This window comes from bacterium (assembly GCA_040753085.1).
Classification (GTDB): Bacteria; UBA9089; JASEGY01; order JASEGY01; family JASEGY01; genus JASEGY01.
The window spans coordinates 1-3,435 of the sequence record JBFMHI010000214.1; the positions used below are offsets into that span (position 1 = coordinate 1).

The following is a 3,435-nucleotide window of genomic DNA, read 5'->3' on the forward strand; positions in this document are numbered from 1 at the left end:
TTGTCCCTGTCCGTGCTTGTCCATGTCCGTTCCGTAGACGGACAACCACAAGGGTTGTCCCTACAGCCTAAGGACAGACCCGAATCACGGACACGGCTCACGGATTTTCCGTGTTTCATCTGTGTGCCTCTGTGGCTGAACGGTTTTACTATTATTCTTCTTGATAAGTTAAACTTGCCCCCAGGCTGGTCATAGATTCCAAGAAGGTGGGGAAAGTCACCCCCACGGCTTCGGCCGAGTCGATGACTGTTTCACCCTCACAGGCAAGCCCGGCTACGGCTAAGGCCATCACCACCCGATGGTCATCGTGTCCGTGCACCTCTGTCCCCTTAAGTTTGCTTTCTTCGATCACCAGACCGTCTTTTAACTCCCGCACCCGGGCGCCCATTCGGGACAGTTCCTGACACATCACGGCGAGGCGGTCAGTCTCCTTGATTCTGGCTTGAGGCACATTGGCCAGGGTGGTTGTGCCCCGGGCAAAACAGCCCACGACAGCCATCATAGGTAAGGCATCCGGGGTGGCATTCATATCTAATTCTACTCCCTGAAGATCTTTAGCCCGGACGCGAATTAGTTCCTTCTCTACGGTTATTTCTGCCCCCATCTGTCTAAGGTAATCCACCACTGCCTTGTCCCCCTGAGAATCGTTCATATCCAGTTCACGAAGCACCACCTCATTTTCACCCAGAGCGCCAGCCCCTAAGAAGAAGGTAGCCGAAGAAAAATCGGCTGGAATGCGGCGATTAACCGTCTGGTAGCGCTGCCCGCCCGGGATGTGAAATTCACGCATCTCATCGTGTTCTAATCTGATGCCCTGCCACTTAAGCCAATCCAGAGTCATTTGGATGTAGGGCTGTTCATTGAGCACCGGGACATTTACCGTGGTATCTCCGTCACTTAGGGGGGTATTGATTAATAAGCTGGTCACATACTGACTGGTTACGGCTTCAATAGAGGTTTGCCCGCCCCTGAGTCGGCCTTCAACCACAAAGGGCGCACAGCCATTATCCCGGGTTGACCGGACTGAAGCCCCCAGTTCATTGAGGGATTTAGCCAAAGGCCCGGCCGGTCGGCGACGAATCTGGGCGTCTCCGGTTAACACGGCCATTCCTTCCTGAAGAAGCGCACAAGATCCAAGGCCGACCCTTAGACTTGTCCCCGAATTCTGGACGTTAATTACATCATCAGGCGCCTTCAGTCTTCCTCCAGTGCCAATCACATGCCAGATATCCGGTTTTAGGTCAATGACCGCCCCTAAGTTCCGATAGGCCTCCACCGCGGCCAAGGTATCGTAGGAGTGAAGGGGGGCCAAAATACGGCTTTCCCCTTCTGCCAGGCCGGCAATAGCCACGGCACGAATGGTGTGCGATTTAGACCCTGGAATCGTCACCTCTCCACAAAGTCGTGATCTTCGACAAATAAACTTCATTGACTTATCCCCTGTATCGTCCGCGAGAAGAGCCTCGAGGCTGGATCCAGCATCGAGCCTCGAGGACTGTTTGGTGGCGGCAGGAGGCCGCCATATGATCACTTATTTAGAAAGTTACCACAAGACGCACTTCTTGTCAAGATTTTTATAGAAGCCGGTTACTTGAGAAGTAACTATTCAGCCACGGATTTACACGGATGAAACACTGATTTCTATTTTATCCGGACTAATCCAGTTAATCAGTGGCTGAATAGTTACCTTGAGAAATCGAATTACAACGGCTAACCTCTGCCTCCAGATAGCCGTATCTGACTCGGACGCCTATCTTACCGCCCACTTCTACCTGAGCAGGGTCTCTAACCACTTCCTGGCCGGGCAGCTTAAAGGTAATGCTGTAACCACGATCAAGAGCGGCCATCGGGCTAAGGGTATCCAGGCGGTCTTCCAGGCTTTTAAGACTGTTTTGGGAGACATCTAATTGATGCCGGCTAAAGGTGGTGAGGTATCTCTCCAAATCATCCAGGCGCTGCTGGTATTGATTAATCCGATCATAAGGGCGGGTAAGCACCGGTGAACTCAAGCAGCGGCTCAATCTGGCTTCGCTTTCCCGGATAAGGCCGTTTATTCCGGTCTTAAGTCTCCGGGAAAGTGATGCCATCAGGTTCTTGAGTTCATCCTTGCTGGCTACAACCAGCTCAGCCGCGGCCGATGGGGTGGGCGCCCGAAGATCAGCCACCAAGTCAGCGATAGTAAAATCTATTTCATGGCCTATCCCCGAAATAATCGGGATCTTCGAGGCATAGACGGCCCTGGCCACCCTTTCATCATTAAAGGCCCAGAGGTCTTCGATTGATCCCCCTCCCCTGGCCAGGATGATGACATCGACCTTTCCCCATTGATTCATCTGACTGATAGCTTCCACAATTTGGGGTGGGGCCTCTTCTCCCTGGACTAATACCGGATAAATAAAGACCTCAAGGCCCTCAAATCGCCGCCTGAGCACGTTAAGGATGTCGCGGATAGCCGCCCCCGTAGGAGAAGTGATCACCCCAATCCGCCCGGGAAACCTGGGAAGTGGTTTTTTCTGGGCCTCATCAAAGAGCCCTTCCTTAGCCAGACGTTTTTTCAACTCTTCAAAGGCCAGATAAAGAGCCCCCACACCAATTTCCTCTAAGTGTTCCACCAGGAGCTGGTAATCCCCTCTCGGTTCATAGACCGTCAAGCCTCCGTAAGCCAGGACCTTCATTCCATCCTTAGGCACCATCCGCAGTCCAAACTGCCTTCCCTTGAACATTACGGCCCTGAGCTGCGCCCTTTCATCCTTGAGGGTAAAATAGAGATGTCCCGAATGGGGCTTAGCCAAATTTGAAATCTCCCCTTTTACCCAGAGACAAGGAAAATTCTCTTCCAGAGACCTTTTAATCCTGGCGGTGATTTCGCTTACCGTATAGATTTGTTCTCCATTATCAAATAAAGATATCTTCATAGCCGGCTAAAATGCTATCACATTTCTAAACGGTTGTCAATTATAATCAGAACAGTATCTACTCAAAATCAGGCATCGTTTCAAATCGCTACTTGAGAAGGGAGAGATCGGTTTACACTTTTTGTTCTCCAACCGGAACACAAAAAAGTCCCAAACTGGCTTTCAGAGCGGGAAAAGGCTGTTTATGTTTGCTGCACACATTGCCTAAAATTGCTAAAAGTGTAAAGCTGCTATTTCAGCATTTTGAAACGATGCCGATTTGTTTTATCTTCGTGCCCTTCGTGTTCTTCGTGGTTTTTAAAAGATGTGGGTAAGGATAAGCTCTTGATGGGAGGGGTTAGGGGAGGGTGGTAGCTCTTTTTCTAAGGTTTTTAGCAAGAGTAATAATATTGTCCGCCCATTTCACCCTCACCCTATCCCTCTCCCATCAAGGGAGAGGGAATTTTGCTTTGTCTCCCAACTAACTGCTTATCTTAGTTTTGAGTAGTTACTCAGAACAATATAATTCAGGACAGAAAAT

At 50.3% G+C, this 3,435-nt stretch carries 2 protein-coding genes; both read right to left on the minus strand.

All coding sequences use genetic code 11. The features are described from left to right. Positions 1 to 151: 151 nt before the first annotated feature. Positions 152 to 1,429, minus strand: a complete 1,278-nt coding sequence (gene aroA / locus AB1797_13640; protein ID MEW5768628.1) for a 3-phosphoshikimate 1-carboxyvinyltransferase — start codon at positions 1,427 to 1,429, stop codon at positions 152 to 154. A 235-nt stretch (positions 1,430 to 1,664) separates the two neighbouring features. Beyond that, positions 1,665 to 2,915 (minus strand): exodeoxyribonuclease VII large subunit, encoded by a 1,251-nt coding sequence (gene xseA / locus AB1797_13645; GenBank protein MEW5768629.1) that lies wholly within the window; start codon positions 2,913 to 2,915, stop codon positions 1,665 to 1,667. Positions 2,916 to 3,435: the final 520 nt, after the last annotated feature.